Annotated in this window: 18 protein-coding genes; 7 read left to right on the plus strand and 11 right to left on the minus strand. The window is 68.9% G+C overall.

From position 1 onward, the window contains the following. Window positions 1-51: 51 nt before the first annotated feature. Window positions 52-1,143 carry a glycosyltransferase family 4 protein gene (locus NVV32_RS04605; RefSeq protein ID WP_422391537.1) on the plus strand — a complete coding sequence of 364 codons (1,092 nt, stop codon included), beginning with the start codon at window positions 52-54 and terminating at the stop codon, window positions 1,141-1,143. Then, window positions 1,140-2,426 carry a hypothetical protein gene (locus NVV32_RS04610; RefSeq protein ID WP_055770311.1) on the plus strand — a complete coding sequence of 429 codons (1,287 nt, stop codon included), beginning with the start codon at window positions 1,140-1,142 and terminating at the stop codon, window positions 2,424-2,426. The genes NVV32_RS04605 and NVV32_RS04610 overlap by 4 nt, the downstream gene beginning before the upstream one ends. 57 nt (window positions 2,427-2,483) lie before the next feature. Here NVV32_RS04610 and NVV32_RS04615 read toward each other — a convergent pair whose 3' ends face one another. Next, window positions 2,484-3,836 carry a polysaccharide biosynthesis tyrosine autokinase gene (locus tag NVV32_RS04615; RefSeq protein ID WP_162237533.1) on the minus strand — a complete coding sequence of 451 codons (1,353 nt, stop codon included), beginning with the start codon at window positions 3,834-3,836 and terminating at the stop codon, window positions 2,484-2,486. A gap of 55 nt (window positions 3,837-3,891) precedes the next feature. On the opposite strand from NVV32_RS04615, the gene NVV32_RS04620 reads away from it, so the two are divergent. Further along, window positions 3,892-4,626 carry a hypothetical protein gene (locus tag NVV32_RS04620; RefSeq protein WP_162237534.1) on the plus strand — a complete coding sequence of 245 codons (735 nt, stop codon included), beginning with the start codon at window positions 3,892-3,894 and terminating at the stop codon, window positions 4,624-4,626. 6 nt (window positions 4,627-4,632) lie between these two features. Here NVV32_RS04620 and NVV32_RS04625 read toward each other — a convergent pair whose 3' ends face one another. Next, on the minus strand, window positions 4,633-5,571 hold the full coding sequence (locus NVV32_RS04625; RefSeq protein ID WP_422391538.1) for a glycosyltransferase family 2 protein: 939 nt from the start codon (window positions 5,569-5,571) through the stop codon (window positions 4,633-4,635). A 52-nt stretch (window positions 5,572-5,623) separates the two neighbouring features. After that, complete coding sequence (locus NVV32_RS04630) at window positions 5,624-7,111, minus strand: lipopolysaccharide biosynthesis protein (RefSeq protein ID WP_422391539.1); 1,488 nt, start codon at window positions 7,109-7,111, stop codon at window positions 5,624-5,626. A 666-nt stretch (window positions 7,112-7,777) separates the two neighbouring features. Here NVV32_RS04630 and NVV32_RS04635 point away from each other — a divergent pair. From NVV32_RS04635 to sufU, 3 genes are all read left to right on the plus strand, one after another. Then, entirely contained in the window at window positions 7,778-9,310 is a 1,533-nt protein-coding gene (locus tag NVV32_RS04635) for a hypothetical protein (RefSeq protein ID WP_422391540.1), read from the plus strand. A gap of 179 nt (window positions 9,311-9,489) precedes the next feature. Continuing rightward, window positions 9,490-10,806 carry a cysteine desulfurase gene (locus NVV32_RS04640; protein ID WP_422391541.1) on the plus strand — a complete coding sequence of 439 codons (1,317 nt, stop codon included), beginning with the start codon at window positions 9,490-9,492 and terminating at the stop codon, window positions 10,804-10,806. After that, window positions 10,807-11,259, plus strand: a complete 453-nt coding sequence (gene sufU / locus NVV32_RS04645) for a Fe-S cluster assembly sulfur transfer protein SufU (RefSeq protein ID WP_422391542.1) — start codon at window positions 10,807-10,809, stop codon at window positions 11,257-11,259. 43 nt (window positions 11,260-11,302) lie between these two features. Here sufU and NVV32_RS04650 read toward each other — a convergent pair whose 3' ends face one another. The 4 genes from NVV32_RS04650 to NVV32_RS04665 are packed head-to-tail and all read right to left on the minus strand — an operon-like array spanning window position 11,303 to window position 15,142. After that, window positions 11,303-12,979, minus strand: coding sequence for a sensor histidine kinase (locus NVV32_RS04650; RefSeq protein ID WP_422391543.1), 1,677 nt, complete (start codon window positions 12,977-12,979; stop codon window positions 11,303-11,305). Between the two features lie 3 nt (window positions 12,980-12,982). Beyond that, a complete protein-coding gene (gene nhaA, locus NVV32_RS04655) occupies window positions 12,983-14,341 on the minus strand; it encodes a Na+/H+ antiporter NhaA (protein ID WP_422391544.1) in 1,359 nt (452 codons plus the stop codon). Between the two features lie 41 nt (window positions 14,342-14,382). Next, entirely contained in the window at window positions 14,383-14,604 is a 222-nt protein-coding gene (locus NVV32_RS04660) for an SCO4848 family membrane protein (RefSeq protein WP_055770337.1), read from the minus strand. Between the two features lie 40 nt (window positions 14,605-14,644). After that, window positions 14,645-15,142: a DUF2505 domain-containing protein gene (locus NVV32_RS04665; protein ID WP_055770339.1), complete on the minus strand. Its 498-nt coding sequence runs from the start codon at window positions 15,140-15,142 to the stop codon at window positions 14,645-14,647. A gap of 245 nt (window positions 15,143-15,387) precedes the next feature. Here NVV32_RS04665 and mfd point away from each other — a divergent pair, with 245 nt between their 5' ends. After that, a complete protein-coding gene (gene mfd, locus NVV32_RS04670) occupies window positions 15,388-19,008 on the plus strand; it encodes a transcription-repair coupling factor (protein ID WP_422391545.1) in 3,621 nt (1,206 codons plus the stop codon). Between the two features lie 98 nt (window positions 19,009-19,106). Here the strand turns inward: mfd and NVV32_RS04675 are convergent, their stop codons facing one another. The 4 genes from NVV32_RS04675 to NVV32_RS04690 all read right to left on the minus strand — a co-directional run bounded on the left by NVV32_RS04675 (window position 19,107) and on the right by NVV32_RS04690 (window position 22,870). Continuing rightward, window positions 19,107-19,394 (minus strand): hypothetical protein, encoded by a 288-nt coding sequence (locus tag NVV32_RS04675; protein ID WP_055770343.1) that lies wholly within the window; start codon window positions 19,392-19,394, stop codon window positions 19,107-19,109. A 56-nt stretch (window positions 19,395-19,450) separates the two neighbouring features. Continuing rightward, on the minus strand, window positions 19,451-20,131 hold the full coding sequence (deoC, locus tag NVV32_RS04680; RefSeq protein ID WP_055770839.1) for a deoxyribose-phosphate aldolase: 681 nt from the start codon (window positions 20,129-20,131) through the stop codon (window positions 19,451-19,453). 65 nt (window positions 20,132-20,196) lie between these two features. Beyond that, the gene (locus NVV32_RS04685) at window positions 20,197-21,948 is read right to left on the minus strand and encodes a phospho-sugar mutase (protein WP_422391546.1); all 1,752 of its coding nucleotides are present in this window, start codon (window positions 21,946-21,948) and stop codon (window positions 20,197-20,199) included. A 109-nt stretch (window positions 21,949-22,057) separates the two neighbouring features. Then, the gene (locus NVV32_RS04690) at window positions 22,058-22,870 is read right to left on the minus strand and encodes a purine-nucleoside phosphorylase (RefSeq protein WP_422391547.1); all 813 of its coding nucleotides are present in this window, start codon (window positions 22,868-22,870) and stop codon (window positions 22,058-22,060) included. Window positions 22,871-22,925: the final 55 nt, after the last annotated feature.

Raw genomic sequence — 22,925 nt, forward strand, 5'->3', positions numbered from 1 at the left:
AGAACTGTACTCATCGCTCATCCGAGTGCAGATCTCTACGGCTCCGATCGAGTGCTTCTCGAGACGATCGCAGGATTGACCGCCGCCGGCCTGCACGTCGTGCTCACCGTTCCGGACCATGGCCCCCTCGTTCCGGAGGCGGAGCAGAGGGGCGCTACCGTGCGGCTCTGTCCCACCCCGGTGCTGCGGAAGGCTTTTCTCAGCCCGTCCGGGCTTCTCAGGCTCACCGGGGAATCGCTGGCGTCGCTTCTCGCCGGCGTCCGCCTCGTCCGCGAGACGCGTCCGGTCGGGGTGTACGTGAACACGATCACCATCCCGCTCTGGTCCGTCGTCGCTTCCCTGACGCGTGCGCCGCTCCTGGTGCACATCCACGAGGCGGAGAGCACTGCATCCTCCGTCGTGCGGAAGCTCCTGGCCTCTCCGCTGTTCCTGGCCGACTCCCTCATCACGAACAGTCGTTTCAGCGTCGACGTTCTCGCCTCCTCCTTCCCCCGCCTGGCGCGGAAGTGCAGAGTCGTTGCGAACGGCGTGGCCGGCCCGCCCTCCGTCGACGCCGCCCGACCAGGCATTTCGGGACCCGTCCGCCTCGTCTACGTGGGACGGCTGTCCCACCGCAAGGGCCCGGACCTCGTGATCGAATCGCTGGCCCACCTCCGGAGTCGGGACATCGAGGCGGACCTGCAGGTGGTGGGCGCCGTCTTTCCCGGGAACGAAGCCTATGAAGCCGACCTGCGTCGGCGGATCGATGAGCTCGGGGTGGGCGACCGTGTTCACCTGCGCGGCTTCCAACCGTCCGTGTGGCCGTTCATCGCGCGATCAGACATCGTGGTGGTGCCCTCCCGTGTCGACGAACCCTTCGGTAATACGGCTGTCGAGGCGATGCTGGCCGCACGCCCTGCCGTCGTGAGTGATACGTCGGGTCTGCGCGAAGCGTCGGCAGGGTTCGGTTCGGTGCTGCGGGTCGCTCCCGACTCGGCAGCGGGCATCGCCGATGCGGTGGCGGACATGGTGGCGTCCTGGCCGACCTACCGCGAGGCCGCCGTCGCCGATTCGGTGGCGGCCGAGAGTCGGAACGGCATCGCCGCCTACCGGACCGAGATCGTCCGCGAGGTGGAGGCCTTGAGCCGAGGGAGGAAGCCTTGACGAACTGGGCCGGGACCAGGGCCATCACGCCCTCCCACCTCAGGGACCTGACCACGCACGACGACGTCGCGCGCGGACAGGCCTGGAAATTCCTCGAGCGTCTCGTGGCAGCCGCGGTGCTCATCCTTCTCGGCTACCGCTTCAACCTGCCCTACGGACTCACCATCGGGTACGTCGCCGCACTCGCACTCCTGCCGGTGTGGATCCGCGTCGCCACAGCGCAGCGGGCCGGCGCGCTGGTCTACTTCCTCGGCGCGGTCACCGCGATCAGCGGCGTACTCCTGGGCGTCTACTCGTCCCAGGACCACGTCATCAGTCCGAACGCCGGCATGATCTCCCTCATGCTGCTCGTGGGGATCCTGGCCGGCGCAGGTGCACTGCTGTGGGCCAGGACCCTCATGCGAACCGGCTGGGCCGTGACGTTCTTCGGGCTCGGCATGCTGTTGCACGTCACCCCTGGAAGCGAGAGCTTCGCCCTCAATCCCTGGAAGTTCGGCTTCGGTCTTCCCGCCATGGTGATCGCGCTCGGACTCGCATCGCTCACCGGCAGGCGCTGGGCGGAGGCGCTCGCGTTGATCGCCCTGTGCGCGACCTCAGCCCTCAACGATTCACGGTCGGCGTTCGCCATCCTGATGCTCACTCTGCTGGCGGTCCTGTGGCAGGGCCGTCCCCGTTCAGCGACCGGCAAGACCTCGTCTGTGGCGACGGTCATCGCGGTGGGAGCGATGGGTTACGTCGTCTACGCCTTCGGGCAGGCCCTGATCCTCGACGGCTACCTCGGTGAGGACACCCAGGAGCGATCCCTCCGCCAGGTCGAGACCTCGGGGTCCATCCTGCTCGGTTCGCGTCCGGAACTCGGTGCCACAGCCGGCCTGATGGGGGATCGTGTCCTGGGCTTCGGGCTCGGCGCCGTACCGACGCCCGGGGACATCCTCGCCGCGAAGGAGGGGATGACCCGTCTGGGGTACGACCCGAACAACGGTTACGTGGAGAGATACATGTTCGGCAGCAGGTTCGAACTGCATTCCGTCGTGGGCGATCTCTGGGCCGATTTCGGCATTCCCGGGCTGATCTTCGCCGCGGTGCTCATCGGCGTCATCATCGTCATGTTCAGTCGCCTGCTGACCGACGGCCGCGCCAGCGCACTCCTCGTCTTCGTCGTCGTGCAGTCCGCCTGGAACCTGTTCTTCGCCCCGCTGTACAGCGCCGTCCCGACGCTCATGCTCCTGCTGGGGCTGCTTCTGGCACGCGAGGACACAGTGCGCCGTGACAGGACCTCCTGATCCGGTCACAGCTCCGGTAGGGAGGTGCGACACCGCCTCGGTGCAGCGCCGTGCCTCCTAGCGTGTGGGGCCTGGCTGCTCCTTGCTGCCGTAGTAGGCCGTCCGACTCGCGGCTTTCCCGCCGGTCAGGATGACTCCGAGCGCATCCGACCCCACGCCTTCGAGGGATTGCAGGGTCTTGGCCAACTGACCTCTCCTGGTGCGATGCTGACGCGTGACGATGACCGCGCCATCGGTCAGCCGTGCGAGCGGGAGGGCGTCCGCGACGAGAAGGATCGGGGGTGAGTCGATGACGATGAAGTCGTACACGTCCGACAGTTCCTTCACCAGATGAGCCATGCTGTCGGAGCTGAGGAGTTGATTGGGATTGGGGGGCACGACGCCGCAGGGCAGGACATCGATCGATTCCCAGGGCTCGATGACGCTGGACAGGCTCGCTCGGCTCGACAGGACCGTCGTCAGGCCCACACCGCCCTCGATGCTGCAGAATTCAGCCACGGAGGGACGGCGGAGGTCCGCGTCGATCAGCAGGACCTTGTGGTTCCGCTCCGCAGCAGCGAGAGCGAGATTGATCGCCGTCGTACTCTTGCCCTCACCGGGAAGCGGTGACGAGACGACGATCGACCGGAGTGACTTGTCCGGGTTCAGGAACTCGAGGTTCGTCGCCAGCAGCCGGTACGCCTCGGCCACATTTCCGTTCGGGTCGGACGTCAGCACGATCGACCCGGAGTCCGCCCCACGTGTGCGCGGGATCGTACCGAGGATAGGGAGATCCGTGAGTCGGGCGACGTCCCCTGCATCGTGGATCCTGGTGTCGAGGAGCTGTCGGGCGAGGGCCACGACGATACCGGCCACCAGGCCGACCAGTGCTCCGGCGGCGATGAGGAGACGGGTGTTCGGAGCGAAGGCGAAGGTCGGTGCCTGGGCGGTCGCAACGGTGCTGATGCTGATGGTGGGGCTACCCGACTCCGTCTTCGGGCTCATGTCCGTCACCACCCGGGCAAGCGAATCAGCGACGCCGTTGGCGATGTTCGCGGCCCCGGCCGGCGACTCACTGACGGCCGTGATGTTGATGAGAACCGTGTTGAGGGGTGTCTCCGCGCTGACGGCGTCCTCCAGCTGAGCAGCGGAGGAGTCGAGGTCGAGGTCCTCGATGACAGGGTCGAGGACGACCGGCTTGGTGGCCAGTTCGGTGAACGAGGCCACCAGATTCTGCGTATAGGTCGATCCCTGGACGAGTTCGCCCGTGGTCTCACCACGATTCGAACTCACGAAGACGCTGCTGACCGCGCGGTATTGCGGTGCCGAGAGGCTCGCGTAGGCGAACGCCGCAAGGGCGCCGAGCAGGCAGAGCGCCACGATCGTCACCCAGCGTTTCCTGAGGGCTGCAACGTAATCCCTGAGCTCCATGTATGTCGTCTCCCCTTCAACACCCCGATCCGCGGGTGCACACATGCTCCCTACGGTGTACAACGTCCGATTCAGCTTGTCATACTTACCTAGCCTGCGGCCGAGACGCGTCCGTCATCACCCCGAAAGGAGTGATCCCGGCGTCCTGTCGCCGCCCATCGCCACCACGAGGAAGCCCTTGTTCACGATCCTTGTCGCCTGCACGGCGAACATCTGCCGCTCCCCCCTCGCCGCTTTCTCACTCGGGCAGCGGCTTGGGCAGGCGGGGCCGGACGGGCTCTTCGCGGTCACGAGTGCCGGGACACGAGCGCGCACAGGAGACAGGATCTGTCCCTGCGTCGGCGAGGAATTGGCCTCCGATCATCCAGGACGTCGGTATGCGGAGGGCCACACCTCCCGGCGTGTCACCGAAGCGGCGATCTCGGCGGCTGATTTGATCCTCCTGCCGGATTTCGAGAACAGGACCCGGATAGCCCTGCTTGACCCGGTTGCTCGCCACCGGTCCTTCACGTTCCGTGAGGCCGACAGGCTGCTCGCGTCGCTGGCAGTGGAGGGGATTCCACCCCTGCGCGATGTGGTGCCGGTGATGCACGCGATCAGGAGCAGGGCCGCGATGTCCGCGGGCAGTCGCCGGTGGCCTCAGCTCCGGAGGCCGTCCGACGGCCTCGACATCCTGGACGGCCACAATCTCGGTTCCCGTCGGCACCGGCGGACCGTTCGGGATGTCGGCCTGACGTCGTCCTCGATCGCTGCACGACTGGAGGAGTCAGCGCTGGTCGATCAGGTCTGATCGTCGCTACCGTCGTCGGGCCGTCCGTTCCCGCGCGTGCAGCGCGAGGCCCGCGTACGTCCCGGTGACAGCCGCCCGCATCGGAGCGGCAGATCGGAGGAGTTGTCTGCGCCCGCCCTGCAGCAGGACGTCCCACGCCGCGAGGGGACTGTTCAGGACCCACCGTCGGCGGTCCTTCGCCTCGAGGTGCTGTGCCGCGAAGAGCAGACGGTTGCGGATGTTGTAGAAGTAGTAGACGGAGGACTTGCCCCTCGCCGATCCTTGGTGTTCCTCCCCATGGGTGCCGCCCTCGTCGTGCACGGCGCGCGCCTCCTCGAGCAGGGTCAGCCTCCCGCCGTTCCGCACGACCCGCATCGACAGGTCGATGTCCTCCCAGTAGAGGAAGTAGCGTTCGTCGAAGCCGCCGACACGACTCCAGAGGTCGAGGGTGACCAGAAGGCAGGCGCCACTCAACCAGGGCTCGAAGCGTTCCCGGGGGTAGCCGGCCCTGTGCCGTGTTGCCCTGCTCCGGCCGAACCCGAGATGGAGGTCCGCGCCCGCGAACCACACCGCGCCGGACGATGTGAGGATCGTCGGAGCGACCAGGGCGAGCGGGTCCGCATCCACTGCCGACACCATCAGCCCGACGCTCCGACGATCGATCGTCGCGTCGGGGTTGAGAAGGAGGAATCGTGTGTTGCCCCGCCGGGTGGCTTCCTCGACGCCGAGGTTCATCCCCGCCCCGAAACCCGCGTTCACGGGGCTGGCGACCAGGGTCCATGTGTGGTCCGCGCAGAGGGCGGAGACCGCCGCCTGTTCCGTCGCTGACGTGTAGTTGTCGACGACGACGACGTCGGCTTCGGGAACGGACCGCGAGACCTGCACGAGGTTCGACGCGAGCAGGAGGTGCGACCCGTAGTTCACGACGACGATGGCCAGCGCCCCGCGCTCGGCTGGAGATGTCATGGCCCAACCCTATAGCGGACCACGATCGCCGCCGATGTCCCCGGACCCTGCGCTAACGCGACGAACGCCGCGCCATCCGACGCGCGACGTCGAGGATCGCGAGTGCATCGCGTCGGAAGGGCGGGAGCGCCGCGCAGACGACGGCGCACGCACTGCCGGCAGTGAGCAGGGCGGCCAGGATGGACACGATGGCCGCCGCGTCCTGGAGCCACAGGGTGGTCAGCCACGATGCGGCGACGGCCACCCCGGACAGGGCGACGATCCGGAGCGCGCCCAGGTACAGCCCCCTGGTGGGGATGGTGGTGAAGCGCGACAGCCACCAGAAGGTGGCGGGCCAAGTCAGGGCCGGGGCGAGCGCGTAACCCACAGCGACACCGATCACGCCCCACTGGCTGCCGACGAGGATGAGTGCGAGCCGGACCGACGACGAGAAGATGGAGTCCTGCAGGAGCCGGAACGTGAGGGCCCGTGTCACGTACACCCAGTAGCCCACGAACGCGAGGATCTGGAAGACGCCGGCCACGGCCAGGAGAGCGAGCAGGGGTGCGACGCCGCTCCACTCCTCGCCGCCCAGGAAGAGGACTGTGATCGGCGCCGCCGCTCCTGCTGCGACGCCGAGCACGAATCCGAGGCTGTGCCCCATCGCCACCTGTCCGCGGAGCAGAAAGGCCCCGTAGGCGGCGTCGTCGTCCTGGATCTTGGCGAGCACAGGTATCGCGACGCGGGTGATGGGCGAGCGGACCTGGTTCAGAGGATTCATCAGCAGCTGGAATGCACGGCTGTAATTGCCGAGAGCGACGGCGCCGGAGCGGAGACCGATGATGAAATAGTCGGCATTGTTGCTCACATAGTTGATGAGCTGTGTGACCACGATGTTCCAGCCGAACCGGAGCATGCCGTCCATCGGCACGGAGGTCCGGGGGAGTCCGGGCAACCACCGGGCACCCCACGCGACGATGACCAGCATGACGCTGTACTGGATGAGCTGCTGGCCGACGAGCGCCCACAGGCCGGCGCCGCTCAGGGCGAGCCAGACGGCTCCGCCGAGTGCGACGATCGGGCTGGCCACGTCTGCGACGGCGAGAGTGGAGAAGGCGAGTTTCCGGTTCAGATCCGCCCGGTACTGGGTGGCGACCCCATTCAGCACGAACGTGGCGGACAGTACCTGCGCGATGTCGGTGAGGGCCGGCTGCCCGTAGATCGAGGCGATGACAGGGGCCAGGGCGAAGACGGCGACGGCCAGGATCAGCCCGATCCCGGAATTGATCCAGAACAGGTTGGTGCGTTGTGCTCGGGACAGGGTCTTCGCCTGGATGGCGGCGGTGGAGAGACCGAAGTCGCGGAAGATGTCTGCTACCCCGATGACTGCTGCGACCATGGCCAGCAGTCCGTAGTCGGTCGGGGACAGCAACCTGGCGAGAATCGCCACCGACAGGACCTGGACGGCGATACGCAGGACCTGCCCGGTCATGGTGACGAGGATGCCGCTCGCTGCGCTCTGTGCCAGCGACTTGCCCTGACCTTCTTCTCTGTCGGACACGTCTAGTGGAATCCCCTCAGACCTGGAACAACCGACGGACAGCTCGTAGCGGGCAGGCTCGGCGACATGGGCGCTGGAGATCCCTTCCTGGCTTCGGGCACCCCCAAGCCGCGCTCGAAGGGTTCTTGGTGCGTGCAGGCGAAGGACGTGCTGGGCCGGGGTCCAGGCTTGCCTGTGCTCCGATCAGACTAGCCGACCGGCCGAGCGGGACAGGCTCGAGCGGCCGGGTCGGACGAAGGACGGCGTCCGTCGATGGACGAGATGCCGTCGTCGCCCCGTCCTTCTGGCGCACGACACTCTGGTAGGGTTCTGTCCGATCACTGGCTCTTCATGCGGTAGGAGGAGCAGTTAGCGAGTCTCCAGGTCCGTCCGGGCGCGTCAGCCGGATTGGCCGCAGTCAGTGACAGTCCGTCGCGGGGAACGATCGGGCACACAGTCCTCCACAGCACCGCACCACGTCATCATCGTCGTAACTAAGAACTGGGCTTAGTTGCTGCACGCGCGCCCGTACTCCGATCAGGAGGCCGGGCGCGCGATCGCATCTACTAAAGGGTTCTTATGCACAAGACAGCCACTGGCTTCATCAGTACGGTGTCCGCTCTTCTCCTGTTACCTCTCGGCGTCCCCACTGCCTCAGCGGCCACGTCGGCCGACGTGTGTTCGGCCATGACGCAGGCGACCTACCGGAGCATCAACCCGACGTCGGGTGTCACCCTGCTCACGACGTCCCCTCGCGAGATCACCAACGCCGCCGAGCGGTACGGCTTCACGGAGGATCAGCAGGTCGAATTCGAGGCAGCCACCCGCGGGGGTGACGGCCTCGTGCCCGTCTACCGCCTCTACCGGGACGGGGCGTTCAGCTGGATGGCGGACCGCGAGGGCGAAGGTGAGTTCGAGAGCGCCCAGAGCAAGTATGGCTACACGAGCCAGCAGATCGACTTCTATGCCTCTCCGACGGCGCTCGACTGCACCGTTCCCGTTCATCGTCTGCTCAAGGGTGACATCCACCGTTTCGTCGCCGATGACGCTGAACGGGCGGCACTGACGGCGAACGGCTGGACGGACGAGGGCGCGAAATTCTGGGTGGCCGACGCCGATGCTGCCCCGGCACCCGCTCCGGCACCTGCACCCGCTCCGGCACCTGCTCCTGCTCCTGCACCTGCGCCGGCTCCTGCACCCGCTCCGCTTCCGTCCGGCCAGATCGCCTGGGCCAGTGTGGCGCGGGCCGGGGACGACATCAACGACGTCCTCGCCAAGCCCGAACTGACCGGCAAGGTGCTCAAGCTGCCCGCCGGTGTCTTCGAGGTGTCGAACTTCCTCAACGGGTCAGAGGCGGTCGTCGTCCCTTCGAGGGTCAAGGGCATCATCGGTGAGGGCCGTGACACGATCATTCGCATCAGAGCCAACAGCTCGACCTACGGATGGACCGTTCCGGCGCAGGGGACCGGGCTGACCAATCAGCTGTACATCATGAGGATGTCGGACGGCCAGAACCAGATCCTGTCCGACTTCTGGCTGCAGGGTACGGAGCAGGGCCACCTGTACAACGGGCTGATGGTGGGCCGGTCCGGTCCGGGAACCAGGGTCGAGGACGTCCTCATCACCGGGATCCCGGGGAACAGCGGAGCGCCCCCCGGAGAGACCTTCGGCCTCAACTGGTGGAGGGGGTCCGATTCGGTCACGCGCAATGTCGAGATCGACGGATTCCGCTGGACAGGGAACTCGTTCGCCGCCCGGGCGAAGGGCGCCAAGGTCGGCGCCTCGCCGATCGGCTACAACAGCCACGACAATGCGCGCCTCTACGATGTGAACACCCATGACGCCGAGTACGGCATGCCCACGTTCTGGCTCTCGAACAATGCGGAGACCTGGAACCTCCAGTCCATCCGCAACGTGATCGGCATCAATCACGAGGAGAGCTTCGGGATCGTCCATCACCAGCCGGTCATGTACGGATCGAAGACGCGGCGCCATGTGAACTTCATGTCCAACAGGTCCGACGGTCGTCTGACGATCATCGGCTCCACGAACGACGAATGGATCAACCCGAGTGTCTCCGGCCCGGTCGGCAAGGGGAAGAAGATGCTCATCCAGACGCCGACGAACTACACCGGCTCGAACACGAACCGCATCTTCACTCCGCCGAAGATCGTGCTCGACGACGGCGTGACCTCGCACCCCTACCTCTGGGCACACTAGCTCCGGCTCGGATGATCGACCGAAGGGCTCCGACCGCACGGCGGTCGGAGCCCTTCTGCAGTCCCGGGGCGCTTCTTAGGCTCCACTGGGATGCCCCGCTCCACCCCCGAGTGGCAGGATTAACGCAGACAATCCTTGCGTAATTGCCGCGAGGGTGCAGACGCATCCGAGGAGTATCCGTGCCCGTGATCGAAACCCCCGTCACGCTCACCCCGTCCGACGCCGGGCTGACGGACGCCGAGGTGCATCGCATCCGCAACGACTTCCCGATCCTCGGCACGGAGGTCAACGGCAGGCCGCTCGTCTACCTCGACTCGGGCGCCACGTCGCAGAATCCTGTGAGCGTCATGGAGGCGGAGCAGGAGTTCTACGAGCAGCGCAACGCCGCCGTGCACCGCGGCGCCCACTCCCTCGCCGTCGACGCCACCGACGCGTACGAGGACGCGCGCGCCGCCGTCGCCCGGTTCATCGGAGCGCGGACGAACGAGCTGGTGTGGACCTCGAACGCCACGGAGGGGATCAACCTGGTCGCCTACGCGATGTCCAACGCCTCGCTCGGCCGCGGAGGGGACACCGCGCGCCGGTTCGCCGTCGGGCCCGGGGACAGCATCGTGGTGACGGAGCTGGAGCACCACGCCAACCTGATCCCGTGGCAGGAACTCGCCGCGCGCACCGGCGCCGAGCTCCGCTTCATCCCGGTCGACGACGACGGTGCGCTGCGCCTCGACGAGGCCCGGCAGGTCATCACCTCCTCGACGAGGATGGTCGCCTTCTCGCACGCCTCGAACGTCCTGGGGACCATCAGCCCGGTGGCGGAGATCGTGGGGCTCGCCCGCGAGGTCGGCGCCCTGACGCTCCTCGACGCCTGCCAGTCGGTGCCGCACCTGCCGGTGGACGTCAAGGCCCTCGACGTCGATTTCCTGGTGTTCTCCGGCCACAAGATGCTGGGACCCACCGGCATCGGCGCACTCTACGGACGCGCCGAACTGCTGAACGCGATGCCGCCCTTCCTCACGGGCGGCTCCATGATCACCACCGTCACCATGCAGGGCGCCGAGTACCTGCCCTCGCCGAACCGGTTCGAGGCCGGGACGCAGCGCATCTCGCAGGCGGTCGCCCTCGGTGCCGCGGCCAACTACCTGGCGGAGACCGGCATGGAGCGGATCGAGGCCTGGGAAGCCACGCTGGGGAGGCGTCTCGTCGCGGGTCTCGAGGCGATCGACGGCGTGCGGGTCCTCGGGCCACGGGCCGATCAGCCACGGATCGGACTGGCGGCGTTCGACGTCGACGGCGTGCACGCCCACGACGTGGGCCAGTTCCTCGACGACCAGGGCATCGCCGTCCGCGTGGGCCACCACTGCGCGCAGCCGCTGCACCGCAGGTTGGGGCTCACCGCCACCACCCGCGCCAGCACGTACCTCTATACGACGACGGACGAGGTGGACGCCTTCCTGGCGGCCGTCGCCCAGGTCCGCCCCTTCTTCGGAGCAGAGTAGATGAGCACAGGACTCGAACAGCTGTACCAGCAGATCATCCTCGACCACGCGAAGGCGCGGCACGGCTCGCCCCTGGCAGCGTACGACGGCGACGGCAGGGTGGGGGAGTCCCACCAGCTGAACCCTGTGTGCGGGGACGAGATCACCCTCCGCGCCGCCGTGCTGGACGGCAGCGTCGCGGCGGTGACATGGGACGGTGCCGGATGCGCCATCTCGATGGCCTCGGCGTCGGTGCTCACGGACCTCGTGCAGGGCCTGCCGCGTGACGAGGCCATCACGCTCGTCGATGCGTTCCGCGAGGTCATGCGGTCCCGCGGCCGGATCGAGGCCGACGAGGAGGTTCTCGGGGACGCTGCGGCCTTCTCGGGTGTGTCCCGGTTCCCTGCGCGCGTGAAGTGCGCCATGCTCGCCTGGGTCGCGCTCGAGGAGTCCCTGCTCGCCGCCAACGGCTAGGTCCCGACGAGCCGGCCCACGGTGGTGCGGGCAGGACCCCCGCTCACCGCGTGGGCTGCGGGATCACGACGGTGAAGCACGACCCACGGCCCGGCTCGCTGGCCACCGAGATGGAGCCGCCGTGCTCGCTGACGATGCTCTTGGTGATCAGCAGGCCCAGCCCGACGCCCGGCACCGCCGAGGTACGCACCGACGGGGAGCGGAAGAAGCGGTCGAAGACCTGGTGCAGTTCCTCGGCCTCGATGCCGATCCCCGTGTCCTCGACCTCGATGACGAGGCCGTCGTCCCCGAGGGAGGCGTTCAGCGTGATGCTTCCGCCGCGCCTGTTGTACTTCACGGCATTGGTCAGCAGGTTGTCGACCGCCTGGGCGAGGCGGGCCGGGTCCGCGACCGCCTGCAGGGACGAGGGCGCCCGGTTCTCGAGATGGACCCCGGCCCGCACGGCCCGCAGATGGCCGGAGGATGCCGCATCGGCGAGGATACGGCCGACGTCCGTGGCGATCGGGATGACCTCGAAGGTGCCGGCGTTGATCGCGAGCAGGTCCTCGACCAGCTGTTCGAGCCGTAGGGCATTCCGCCGGGCGATTTCGAGGTAGCCCTCCACGCCCTCGGGCAGCACGTCCCCCAGCTCCAGCGTCAGGTCGAGATAGCCGAGGATCGACGTGAGCGGGGTGCGGAACTCGTGCGAGACGTTCGACAGGAAGTCGTCCTTGGCCTGCAGGGCGAGGAGCAGTTCGGTGACGTCGTTGAAGGACACGACCGTTCCCGCGAAGGCGCCGTCGTCGTCGTACATGGACTGCGAGAAGATGCTGAGCGCACGCTGGGACCGTCCGGCGCCCACCCACACCTGTTCGCCCTGCAGGTCCTCGCCCATGATGGCCCGGCGCACCGGTCGGATCTCTGGCGGGATCGGGGTGGTCCTGTCCGCACCGAAGATGAGCAGCTCGCTCTCCTGCGGATCGGGCGTGTCCGGGGGCGCGGCTGCCGCATGGCCCTCGCGCTGGCGGGCGTTCATCAGGATGTCGTTGCCGTCACGGTCCACGGCGAGAAGTCCCACGCTCACGGTGTCCAGCACGGTCCCGAGGAGCCGTTCGCGGTCGCGGCCGGCCTCGATGCTCTCCCGCAGTGCTGCCTGGGATGCCCGGAGTGCGTCCTGTCGTCGCCGGTTGTCCTTCGCCAGCGCGCTCACGAACCCGGCCAGACCCGTGAGCATGATGGGCAGGAGGATGGGATCGATGAGGCCGCGGAGTGTCAGCACCTCGGTGCGGAGGAGGAACGGCAGCCAGATGACGAGGAGGGAGGCGACGACGGCGATCGTCACGGCGGTCGCGGTGCGGACCCTCGACGCGGCGATCCAGACCGTGGGCAAGGCGGCGAGGAGCCCGACGCCCGTGAGGCTGTCTCCAGCGGCCGCCCGGGTGAGCGCGATGGCGACGAAATCGACGAGCGGGACGATGATGACCCAGCGGCTGGGGATGCGCGACCACGGCAGCGTGCAGCACAGTGCGAAGACGGCCAGGTTCAGGATCCACCCTGCGACGAAGACGGGGACGGAGCGGAGCTCCTCGCTCTGCAGCAGCCCGAGCACGACCGTCATGGAGAAGGTGCTGGTGAGGGCCAGTTCGCTCAGGATGATCCGGCGCCTGTTACGCGCCCGGCGGGGACCCCGCACGGCCTCGACCGGACCATGCCCTGCCTGCACCACCCCCGGTTCGGTCATGGATCAGTCCGCGCGGTTCTCGAACACGTCGGGGACGCCGTCCGCATCGGTGTCGACCTTCTCCTCCTCCTCGATGCGGCGGTAGTGCTTGTTGCGCAGGCGCAGCACCACGCTCGCCAGGAGCGCCGCCAGGAGGGATGCCGTGAGGATGGCGACCTTCGCGTGGTCGTCGTGCTCGCTGCCCGCCCCGAAGCTGAGGTCGTTGACGAGCAGGGACACGGTGAACCCGACCCCGGCGAGGATCCCGACGCCCAGCAGGTCCCACCAGCTCAGTCCCGGATCGAGGTCGGCCTTCGTGGTCCTCGTGACGACGAACGTGGTCAGGAGCACGCCGATCGGCTTGCCGAGGACGAGCCCGAGCACGACCCCGATCAGGACGGGATCCGTGAGCGCGGACGCGAAGCCCTCCGCGCCCCCGATCGCCACACCCGCGGAGAAGAAGGCGAAGACGGGTACGGCGAAGCCCGTCGAGAGCGGGCGGAAGCGATGCTCGAGGACCTCGGCCAGTCCCGGCTTGTTGGGGCGGGGCAGCAGGGGCCTGCCCTCGGACCTCCGCAGGACGGGCACGCAGAACCCGAGCAGCACCCCGGCGACCGTCGCGTGCACCCCCGACGCGTGCATGAGCGCCCAGGTGGCGACACCCAGCGGCAGGAGGACGAGCCACGGGCCCCGCGTGGTGCTCCCGAAGAACTTCGGCCGCCGCTGGGCGAGCAGGGCGAAGAGGCCCAGGGGGAGCAGCATCCAGAGGAGGAAGACGAGGCTGACGTCCTCCGAGTAGAAGAACGCGATGATCGCGATGGCGATGAGGTCGTCCACGACGGCGAGCGTCAGGAGGAAGACGCGCAGGGCACCGGGCAGGTGCGAGCTGATGACCGCGAGCACGGCCAGGGCGAAGGCGATGTCCGTGGCGGTGGGGATGGCCCAGCCGCGGAGCGTCTCGGGGGAGGACAGGTTCACGGCCGTGTAGATGAGCGCGGGCACGAGGACACCGCCGAAGGCGGCCGCGACGGGGACGATCGCGCGGCTGAGCCGCCGCAGGTCCCCGGCCACGAACTCACGCTTGAGTTCGAGGCCCGTGAGGAAGAAGAAGACCGCGAGGAGACCGTCGGAGGCCCAGGTACCCACCGACAGCTTCAGGTGCCATGGTTCGTAGCCGAACTCGAAGTCCCGGATCGCGAAGTAGGACGCGGAGAACGGCGAGTTGGCCCAGAGGATGGCAAGGGCGGCCGCGACGAGGAGCAGGATGCCCCCCACCGTCTCCTTGCGCAGGATCTCCGTGATGCGGAGGTGCTCCGCATAGCTCGATCGCTGGAGGATCACCGGGTGGGCGCCTGCCGGCTTCGCTCGATCGTCCTGGGTCATCGGGTCTCCTCGGGGATGCAGCGTGCAGGCATGGTCCGGTCTCAGGCGATGAGGGCTCGCACCCCGATGACGGCAGTCGCCGCGCCGAGGATCATCGAGGTGGAGATCAGCATGAGGTGGACCGTGAGGAACCTGGTCGCCGCGCCCTTCTCGTCGCGGGCGCGCGGGTCCTTGAGGATGCGGCGCAGGAACGGCGGCCAGACGATCAGGGTCCAGACGCCGGAGAGGATGAGGATCAGGGCAAGGGGTGTGGGCAGCTGCATGGTGGTCGCGGAACTCTCGGGTGGGGTGGCTACGGTCTTGTCAGCGGTTCTCGAGCCAGGTGCGGGCTTCGGTCGCCTGCACGTTGAGGGCCTTGCCGATCATCGGCTCGGCGGCACCGGCGATCTTCCCGCCGAGGAACGGGATGGTGGAGGAGACGGTGCCCTGGAGATCGACGACGGTCCCGCCGCCCTGCGCCGTGAGGCGCTGCACCGCTGCCACGGAGAGGGGGACGCCCGCGACGGTCATCTGCAGTGTCGCCTCGCGGGAGCCGTCGGCGGTCGGCGCCGCCCACTGCTCGGTCTGGGTGACGGACAGGGTTTCGCCGACGAACTTGCGGGCCATGTCGGGGAGGCGATCGGTCGGCATGGTGCGGACCGCCGTCAGCGTGAACGCGCCGGCGGTGTCCCCGTCCACCGTGAGCGACTCCAGGGTGCCGCCGACATGCTCGCTCATGTGGCGGACGAAGCCCTCGTCGGTGAACACCCCGAGGACCGTCGCCGGGTCGTAGGGGAGCGTGGTCGATGCGTTCAGGGCCATGGGTTCTCCTGGGGTCGTCGAGATGCCGGGCGGGCAGGGTCTGCCAGCAATCCTACGGCCTGCCGGTCAGGGGGCGCCGGGCGGGCCCCGAAAGCGTCAGGCCCCCTTGGTAGTCTGGGGGCATCCCCGGGAACGATTCGTCTTCCCGGGCTTTCGTGCTGTCCCAGCCCCTCGGCAGCCGCGTCGAGCCGGCGCGGACCATGGGCCGGTGGCGGAGGAGACCACGCCTGAGGAGCCCCAGACAGATGAGCCTGAACGGATTGCGCGCGGCGCTCGCCGAGGACGCGTCCTATGCGCGCGTACGCACCAACGCCTCGCGCCCGGTCGACCAGCGCAGCGCCGACCTGCAGATCGGTGCGCCCGCGGGACTGCGCGCGCCCCTGATCGCGGAGATGGTCGACGGCCTGGCGGGCCTGTCGGCACCCCACGTCGGCGCTGCCACAACCCCCGATGCCGGCGCAGCGGTGCCCGTGGTGCTCGCGATCACGGCGACCGGCCGGGAGGCGGAGGACCTGGCCCAGGCGCTCCGCAGCTACCTGCCCGAGAGTGCCATCGAGGAGTTCCCCAGCTGGGAGACCCTGCCGCACGAACGCCTGTCTCCGCGCTCGGACACGGTGGGCCGCCGGCTCTCGGTCCTCCGGCGGCTCGCCCACCCGGGCGGGTCGCCGATCAGGGTCATCACCGCGCCCATCCGCGCGGTCGTGCAGCCACTCGTCGCCGGTCTCGGCGACCTCGAGCCCGTCGCGCTCAAGGTGGGCGACGAGATCGCCTTCTCCGAGGTGGTCACGGCGCTGGCCGATGCGGCGTACGCGAGGGTCGACATGGTCACGCACCGGGGCGAGTTCGCCGTGCGCGGGGGGATCATCGACGTCTTCCCACCGACCGAGGACCACCCGGTCCGCGTCGACTTCTTCGGCGACGAGGTGGACCAGATGCGCTGGTTCGCCGTCGCCGACCAGCGCTCCCTGACCACGGGGGAACCTCCGGTGGCGCTGTATGCGCCGCCCTGCCGCGAGATCCTCATCACGCCGTCGGTCATGTCCCGTGCGGCGAAACTGCAGTCCGAGCTCCCGGCCGCGGCGGCGATGCTGGAGAAGATCGCCGGAGGCATCGCCGTCGAGGGCATGGAGTCCCTCGCCCCGGTGCTGGTGGACGCCATGGTGCCCTTCGTGGGCGAGCTGCCCGCGGGGTCCATCGCCGTCGTGATCGAGCCGGAGAAGGTCCGCGCCCGCGCGCACGACCTCGCCGCCACGAACGAGGAGTTCCTCGCCGCCGCGTGGTCCACGGCCTCCGACGGCGGCGCCGCCCCGCTCGACCTCGGCGGCGGTCTCGGCACCGACCTGCAGGAGGCGAGCTTCCGCTCGCTGACGGAGACGCGGTCGACGGCGCTCGCCCACGAGGTGGCCTGGTGGGGGATCACCTCCTTCGGCGCGGACGAGGAGCTCGCCGACGTCGACAGCTTCACGCTGCACGCACGCGAGCCGCGCGGATACCAGGGCGACGTCGCCGAGATGATGGACTTCATCGGCGGACGTGTCCGGGACCAGTGGCGCGTCGTGGTCGCGACCGAGGGACCCGGGCCCGCCCAGCGCCTCGCGGAGCTGTTCCACGACAACGACATCCCCGCGAGCCGCGTCGACTCCCTGGACGCTCCTCCCCAGCCCGGGATCATCGAGATCACGACGGCGTGCGCCGGGCGCGGGTTCGTGGTGGACGGACTGAAGATCGGGCTGCTCACGGAAGCGGACCTGCTGGGACGCACCAGTGCCTCGGGTACGCGCGACATGCGGAAGATGCCCTCGCGGCGCAGGAACGCCGTCGACCCCCTGCAGCTGAAGGAGGGCGACTTCGTGGTGCACGAGCAGCACGGTGTGGCCCGCTTCGTCGAGCTGATGCAGCGCTCCACCGGTGCCGGCCCCACGCGGACCACCCGCGAGTACCTGGTCCTCGAGTACGCGCCGTCGAAGCGCGGTGCCCCGGGGGACCGCCTCTTCGTCCCGACGGACCAGCTCGACCAGGTGACGCGCTACGTCGGCGGGGACGCCCCGGCGCTGAGCAAGATGGGCGGCTCGGACTGGAGCAAGACCAAGAACCAGGCACGGAAGGCCGTCAAGGAGATCGCGGGCGAGCTGATCCGCCTGTACTCGGCGCGCATGGCCTCCCGCGGTCATGCCTTCGGTGCCGATACGCCCTGGCAGCGCGAGCTCGAGGAGGCCTTCCCCTACGTCGAGACGCCGGACCAGCTGACCACCATCAACGAGGTCAAGGCGGACATGGAGCGTGAGGTGCCGATGGACCGGCTCGTCTCGGGGGACGTCGGCTACGGCAAGACCGAGATCGCCGTCCGTGCCGCGTTCAAGGCCGTGCAGGACGGCAAGCAGGTGGCCGTGCTCGTGCCGACCACCCTCCTGGTGCAGCAGCACTTCGAGACGTTCTCCGAGCGGTTCTCCGGCTTCCCGGTCCGGGTCCGCGCCCTGTCGCGCTTCCAGACGGCGAAGGAGTCGCGGGAGACCGCCGAGGGACTCACCTCGGGTGCCGTCGACGTCGTCATCGGCACGCACCGCCTGCTGTCCAAGGAGATCACCTTCAAGGACCTCGGGCTCGTGATCGTCGACGAGGAGCAGCGCTTCGGCGTGGAGCACAAGGAGGCGCTCAAGAAGATGCGCACCAATGTGGACGTCCTCGCCATGAGTGCGACGCCGATCCCCCGGACGCTGGAGATGTCCCTCACGGGCATCCGGGAGACCTCGACGCTCGCGACCCCACCGGAGGAGCGCCACCCGGTGCTCACGTACGTCGGCCCGTACACGGACAAGCAGGCCTCCGCCGCGATCCGGCGTGAACTCATGCGCGAGGGCCAGGTGTTCTTCGTGCACAACCGGGTCTCGTCGATCGACCGGACCGCGGCGCACCTCAAGGAACTCGTGCCCGAGGCGCGGGTCGCCGTCGCGCACGGGCAGATGACGGAGTCCCGCCTGGAGCAGATCATCGTGGACTTCTGGGAGAAGCGGTTCGACGTCCTCGTGTGCACCACGATCATCGAGACGGGTCTCGACATCTCCAATGCCAACACGCTGATCGTGGACCGTGCGGACTCCTACGGGCTCTCCCAGCTGCACCAGCTGCGCGGCCGCGTGGGGCGGGGCAGGGAGCGGGCCTACGCCTACTTCCTGTACCCGTCGGAGAAACCGCTCGGGGAGGTGGCGCTCGAGCGGCTGAAGGCCGTGGCGTCCCACAACGAACTCGGTGCCGGCATGCAGCTGGCCATGAAGGACCTCGAGATCCGCGGCGCCGGGAACCTGCTCGGCGGTGAGCAGTCGGGCCACATCCAGGGGGTTGGATTCGATCTGTACATCCGCCTGGTCGGCGAGGCGGTGGCGTCCTTCCGCGGCGAGGCCGAGGAGAAGGCGGCGGAGATGAAGATCGAGCTGCCCGTCAACGCCCACCTACCGCACGAATACGTCCCGGGGGAGAGGCTCCGCCTGGAGGCCTACCGGAAGCTGGCCGCCGCCGTCACCGAGGAGGCGATCGACGCGGTGGTCGCCGAACTCGAGGACCGCTACGGGGAGCCGCCCGCTGCGGTCGTGAACCTGATCTCGGTGGCCCGCTTCCGGGTCGCGGCACGGGCCCTTGGGCTCACCGACGTGGCGCTGCAGGGCAATTTCATCAAGTTCGCCCCGGCCGAGCTGCCGGAGTCCAAGCAGATGCGGCTCACCCGCATGTATCCGGGCGCCACGGTGAAGCCCGCCATGAACGCGGTGCTGGTACCCAAGCCGAAGACGGCGCGGATCGGCGGTCGGGACCTCGTGGATGCCGAGATCCTCGACTGGGCGAAGAACGTGCTGGAAGCGGTCTTCACTCCCTAGGTCCCCGGACCGACGCGAAGAGGCCGTCCCCCTCGGGGGACGGCCTCTTCGCGTCGTTCAGGTCAGTCAGGCCGGTGTCGGCGCGGTGTGCCCGGAGATCAGGAGCCGACGCCCGCCGACGTCTCCTTCTCGTCGGTCCGGTTGCCCTCGGCGAGGTTGTAGCCGGTGTCCGCGCGGCCGAGGATGCCCTGCGGGATGAAGAAGACGAGGAACGCGACGACGACGATCACGGCCATGGGCCAGATGTCCTGCGGCGTGAACCAGGTCAGCAGGTAGATGCTCAGCAGGAATGCACCGAAGATGACCACGAACCATACGATGTTGCTGACGAGGTGCCCCTTGCCGGCGTGGGCTGGCTGGCTCTCGGCATTGACCTGGTGTGACATGTGTTCTCCTAGCGTGCTGTGACGGCCGGTTCCGCGCTGTCCTGGCTGGTTCGCCGTCAGTAGCCTGCGGCGCCCTGTTCTCCCTTAACGATAGCGACTCCCGAGCTCGCTCCGATACGGGTTGCGCCGGCGCCGATCATCGCGCGGGCGTCCTCGAGCGAGCGGACCCCGCCCGAGGCCTTGACGCCGAGGTCCGGGCCGACCGTCCTCCGCATGAGGGCGATGTCCTCGACGGTCGCCCCGCCGCCGTTGAACCCGGTGGAGGTCTTCACGAAATCCGCTCCTGCCTCGACGGCCGCCTCGCAGGCCAGCACCTTCTGCTCGTCCGACAGCAGGGCGGTCTCGATGATGACCTTGAGGATGGCACCGTTCTCGTGCACGGCGTCCGCCACGGCCCGGATGTCCTGGACCAGGACGTCGCGTTCACCGGCCCGTGCAGCGGCGATGTCGATGACCATGTCGATCTCGTCGGCGCCGTCGGCCACGGCGCCTCGCGCCTCGACGACCTTGACCTCGGTGGTGCTGGCCCCGAGGGGGAACCCGATGACCGAACAGGTGAGGACGCCGGTGTCCTTCACCGCGGTGCGGACGGTACTGACCCAGAGCGGATTGACGCAGACGGACTTGAAGGAGTACTCGACCGCTTCCCGGCAGACGGTGAGGATTTGCTCACGGCTGGCTTCGGGCTTGAGCAGGGTGTGGTCGATGAAGGACGCGAGGGAGGCATCGGTAGACATGGCGTCCATCCTTCCATGCCGCCGCCCGTACCGCAGACGGCTGCCGCCCCCGCGTCAGGAGGGGTTCAGAGCCCGAGCGCCTCGCCGACGTCCCGGCGTACGGCCTGCAGCCGGAGGCGGGCCGCCTCCTTGGCGGCGGAGAGCTCGGCCGCAGAGCCGACCGGCTCGACGACCTCGAGGTAGCACTTGAGTTTCGGTTCGGTGCCGCTCGGCCGGATGATCACGCGCGTCTCGTCCTGCGTGACGTAGAGCAGCCCGTCGGTGGGAGGCAGGTGGGCCGAGCCCTGCGCGAGATCCTCGGCCGTGGTCACCGGCGAGTCGGCGAAGGACGACGGCGGGTTCTCGCGCAGCCGGTTCATCATGGCCCCCAGCAGTCCGAGGCTGCCGACGCGGACGGACAGCTGGTCCGAGGCATGCAGGCCGTGCACCAGGAAGGCGTCGTCGAGCAGGTCGAAGAGCGTGCGGCCGTCGGCCTTGGTGGCCGCGGCGAGTTCGGCGAGGAGGAGGCCGGCGGAGATGCCGTCCTTGTCCCGGACGAGCTCGGGAGCCACGCAGTAGCCCAGCGCTTCCTCGTAGCCGAAGGAGAGCCCGTGCACGCGCGCGATCCACTTGAAGCCGGTCAGCGTCTGGACATGATCGATCCCCGAGACGGCGGCGATCCGCCCGAGCAGGCGGGAGGACACGATCGAGTTCGCGAAGACCCCGCGTGCGCCGGCTCCTGCCGACGGGGTGTCCCGTCCACCCGAGCCGAGGCGGGCGGCGAGATGCAGGCCGAGCAGGGAGCCCACCTCGTCACCGCGGAGCATGCGCCAGACACCGGTGGACGGTTCCCGGGCGGCGAGGGCCACGCGGTCGGCATCGGGGTCGTTGGCGATCACGAGGTCCGCTCCGGTCTCCTGGGCCAAGGCGAGGGCGAGATCAAGTGCGCCCGGCTCCTCGGGGTTCGGAAAGGCGACGGTGGGGAAGTCCGGGTCCGGCTCGGCCTGGCGCCGGACGACGGTGACGTCGTCGAAGCCGGCTTCCGACAGGACGGCCTGCGCCGTGCGTCCACCCACGCCGTGCAGCGGCGTGAGGACGATCCTGAGCCCGCGCGCCGTCGACGCCGGATCGGCGAGGGCCGCGACGGCGGAGACGTAGTCGGCCTCGATGCTTCCGGGCAGGACGGTCCAGCCCTCCGGGGCCAGGACGATGTCCGAGAGCGCGCCGGCGGCGTCGATGTGCGCGGCGATACCCGAGTCGTGCGGTGCCACGATCTGGACGCCCCGGGCGTCCTCCTCCACGGCGCGTCCGCCGAGGTACACCTTGTAGCCGTTGTCCTGCGGCGGGTTGTGGCTCGCTGTGACCATGATGCCGACCTCGCAGGCCAGCGTGCGGATCGCGTACGCGAGCACCGGTGTCGGCAGCTCGGTCGGCATGAGGAAGGTCTCGATCCCGGCGGCGGTGAGGATCGCCGCCGATTCCTCGGCGAACACCCTGGAGTTGTGCCGGGCGTCGAAGCCGACGACGGCGCGCGGGACGTAGGCGCCGGCGGCGAGGTCGAGGACGTGGGCGGCGACACCCGCGGCTGCACGGCGCACCACGACCCGGTTCATCCGGTTCGGACCCGCGCCGAGTGCTGCGCGCAGTCCGGCCGTGCCGAAGGCGAGCGGACCGGAGAAGCGGTCACGCAGATCCTGTTCCGCGGCTGCCGCCGGCGCTCCACCGTCCCGAACCCGCCCCACGAGGGTCCGAAGTTCGTCAGCCGTCCTCGGATCGGGGTCGGCGGCGGCCCAGTCGTCGGCCGTGCTGAGGAGGGTGTCCAGTTCCGGGGTGGTCATGCGGGTCCCTAACGGTGGATCGTCGACGGCGGCCGGACGGGCACCGGTCGTGCTGCGGTGGTCCGGCCGCCGAGCCCTCCAGTGGGGCGGGCGGGCGGACGGAAAGCGGTCAGATGGTCGCGACGATGTCGGCGAGCAGGCGCGAGATCCGCGGGCCGGCCGCCTGGCCCGCTTCGAGGACCTCGGTGTGGCTGAGGGGGACGGGGCTGATGCCGGCGGCGAGGTTCGTGACCAGCGAGATGCCGAAGACCTCCATGCCGGCATGACGTGCTGCGATGGCCTCGAGGGCCGTGGACATGCCCACGAGATCGGCGCCGATGCGCTTGGCGTACTGCACCTCGGCCGGGGTCTCGTAGTGCGGTCCGGTGAACTGTGCGTAGACCCCCTCGTCCAGCGTCGGGTCCACGGTGCGGGCGAGGGCGCGCAGCCGGGTCGAGTAGAGGTCCGTGAGGTCCACGAAGGTGGCTCCCTCGAGGGGCGACGACGCCGTGAGGTTGATGTGGTCGCTGATCAGGACGGGGGTGCCGGGCTGCCACTGCTCCTGCAGCCCGCCGCAGCCGTTCGTCAGGATCATCGTCGTCGCACCCGTCGCCGCTGCCGTCCGCACGCCGTGGACGACGGCGCGGACGCCCTTGCCCTCGTAGTAGTGGGTGCGCGCGCCCAGGACCAGGGCCCGCTTGCCGTTGGGGGTCAGGATGGAGCGGATGGTGCCGGTGTGGCCCACCACGGCGGGGGCGGAGAAGCCGGGGATGTCCGCGGCGTCCAGCGTGTGGGTTGTCTCGCCGATGAGCTCGGCCGCCTCGCCCCAGCCGGAGCCGAGGACGAGGGCCGTGTCATGCCGGTCGATGCCGGTTGCTCGGGCGATGTGGCCGGCAGCGTCGCGGGCCAGGTCGAAAGGGTCGGGGGAGGAGTCGGAAGTCACCGCTACAACTTACCCTCTGCCCATCCGCCGCACCCACAGGCACAGGGTGTCGCGG

It is taken from the genome of Arthrobacter sp. N1 (assembly GCF_048288285.1).
Classification (GTDB): Bacteria; Actinomycetota; Actinomycetes; order Actinomycetales; family Micrococcaceae; genus Arthrobacter_D.

Coding starts and splice junctions, on each gene's coding strand:
- NVV32_RS04625 (WP_422391538.1), bottom strand. CDS start 5,571: ATGACATCTCCAGCCGAGCGCGGGGCGCTGGCCATCGTCGTCGTGAAC.
- sufU (WP_422391542.1), top strand. CDS start 10,807: ATGAGCACAGGACTCGAACAGCTGTACCAGCAGATCATCCTCGACCAC.
- deoC (WP_055770839.1), bottom strand. CDS start 20,131: ATGTCTACCGATGCCTCCCTCGCGTCCTTCATCGACCACACCCTGCTC.
- NVV32_RS04685 (WP_422391546.1), bottom strand. CDS start 21,948: ATGACCACCCCGGAACTGGACACCCTCCTCAGCACGGCCGACGACTGG.
- NVV32_RS04615 (WP_162237533.1), bottom strand. CDS start 3,836: ATGGAGCTCAGGGATTACGTTGCAGCCCTCAGGAAACGCTGGGTGACG.
- NVV32_RS04675 (WP_055770343.1), bottom strand. CDS start 19,394: ATGTCACACCAGGTCAATGCCGAGAGCCAGCCAGCCCACGCCGGCAAG.
- NVV32_RS04635 (WP_422391540.1), top strand. CDS start 7,778: ATGACGCAGGCGACCTACCGGAGCATCAACCCGACGTCGGGTGTCACC.
- NVV32_RS04660 (WP_055770337.1), bottom strand. CDS start 14,604: ATGCAGCTGCCCACACCCCTTGCCCTGATCCTCATCCTCTCCGGCGTC.
- NVV32_RS04650 (WP_422391543.1), bottom strand. CDS start 12,979: ATGACCGAACCGGGGGTGGTGCAGGCAGGGCATGGTCCGGTCGAGGCC.
- mfd (WP_422391545.1), top strand. CDS start 15,388: ATGAGCCTGAACGGATTGCGCGCGGCGCTCGCCGAGGACGCGTCCTAT.
- NVV32_RS04665 (WP_055770339.1), bottom strand. CDS start 15,142: ATGGCCCTGAACGCATCGACCACGCTCCCCTACGACCCGGCGACGGTC.
- nhaA (WP_422391544.1), bottom strand. CDS start 14,341: ATGACCCAGGACGATCGAGCGAAGCCGGCAGGCGCCCACCCGGTGATC.